General features: G+C 35.8%; 1 protein-coding gene. It reads left to right on the top strand.

From position 1 onward, the window contains the following. Positions 1 to 323: 323 nt before the first annotated feature. Entirely contained in the window at positions 324 to 1535 is a 1212-nt protein-coding gene (locus GT674_RS16720; RefSeq protein WP_241670433.1) for an IS110 family transposase, read from the top strand. Positions 1536 to 1822 lie beyond the last annotated feature (287 nt).

Here is a 1822-nt window from a genome sequence, read left to right as displayed (position 1 = left end):
GATTATGCCAATGCTATAAGAAGATACTTTTGAATGTTTGGTTAATGGAACGAACGATTGAGTTAAAAAACATACTAAGATTAGAGGGTAAATTCATCGACGGATGAAATTACCCTCTAACGCTCTTTTAAGCGTATAGTTGGTTGTGAAAGAAAGACCGACCACACTTTCTTGGACTACGAGTCCCAAACAAAAAATGGTCTTCTTCACTGTCATTTTAAAACCTGGTTTAAGTATGTTGGGGCTTCGAGCCCGTGTAAAGGAAATTAGGAACGAAATGAAGCAGTGAAGAATCTTTCAACACTTCTTAGGAGATGAAAATTATGTATGTACTTGCTTTAGATGTCTCAATGGGAAAAAGTTATGTCGTTATTTATCATGAAAATACTTGTCTTTTTGAACAAGAAATTCTTCACGATAAAACACATTTCAATGCACTTCTTCAAGAAATTTATGCTCTTCCAGAACGACCACAAATCGTTTTTGAAGCAACGGGGGTTTATTCAAGAGTCATTGAAACTTTTTGTCAAAAGAATCATTTCGCCTATTGTTTATTAAACCCTTTAGAAGCGAAAAAACAACTGAATATTGACTTACGTTCAGTCAAAACGGATAAACAAGATGCCCATCGACTGGCACAAACACACGGTCAATTTTTGCGGAAACAAAAACAATCTCAAACAGAAGTCTATAAACAAACACGCGATTTTGCACGCTTTTATCAACAAATTGAAAGGGACATTAAACGCACGAGAATGAACCTGCATACCGCTTTACAATTGACTTTCCCAGAATTGGAAACACTTTTCACGAACAGGTTATCAAAACTCGCCTTGAATCTTGTCGAACTTTTCCCCCACCCTGATTACTTGGCACACTTAAGCCAAACTAAGGTAAAAAATGTGTTAAAGAAAAATACGGATAAAAAAATCTCCGATCAAAAAGCCTTGGCTAAAGCACAAACCTTACTTTCACTTGCGCAAAATTCTTATCCAGCAGAATCTGGACAAAGTATTTCTGTTCAAAAAGTCGTGTATTATGCCCAACAATTGAAACAATTGCTTGTAACAAAAGAACAACTCGCCAAACAGCTAGTTGAAATTGCGAAACAAACAATAGAATTTGATTTCTATCAAAGTATCCCTGGAATTGGTGAACTTTCTGCAGGACTCATTATTGGTGAATTAGGGGATATTCGGCGTTTTTCTTCTCATAAGCAATTGAATGCTTTCGTCGGTGTTGATACCAGAAGATATCAATCTGGAAAATATACAGCCAAAGAACACATGAATAAACATGGGAATCCGAAGGCCCGAAAAAATTTGTATTTTATTATGATGAACATGATTCGACAACAAGCGGCGGGGCCCAATCATCTTGTGGACTATTACTATAAACTAAAAACGCAACCTTCGCCCAAAAAGCATAAGGTTGCGCTCGTCGCCTGCATCAACAAGCTCTTGAAATGTCTCCATTCGATGGTACGACATTCAAGTCCGTATGATTACTCATACACGGCCTCTAACGACCAATAAGGAATATATCCTTACCTAGAATTATAGCATACCTAATAAAAAAATTTCTAATTTATTAGGCTTATTTCGTATACTTTTTTCTTGATAAAAACCAATAGAAAAAAGTACTTGACTAAACGTAGGAAAAAGAACATGGGACAAAAGTAAGAAACACTTTTGTCTCATTCTTTAAAAACGAATAAACGGTGGGAGCAGAAGCAACTCCTTCTTAAATAAGCCGAAATTCACAAAAATTTGAAAAGCAATTTTCGTTAATTTCTTCTTATTTCTCGGAGTTAAACACTTCT

The organism is Blautia sp. BIOML-A1, from assembly GCF_009883055.1.
Classification (GTDB): Bacteria; Bacillota; Clostridia; order Lachnospirales; family Lachnospiraceae; genus Blautia_A.
Note: the sequence above shows the minus strand (reverse complement) of the source record. Positions and strands in the feature narration are given on the sequence as shown.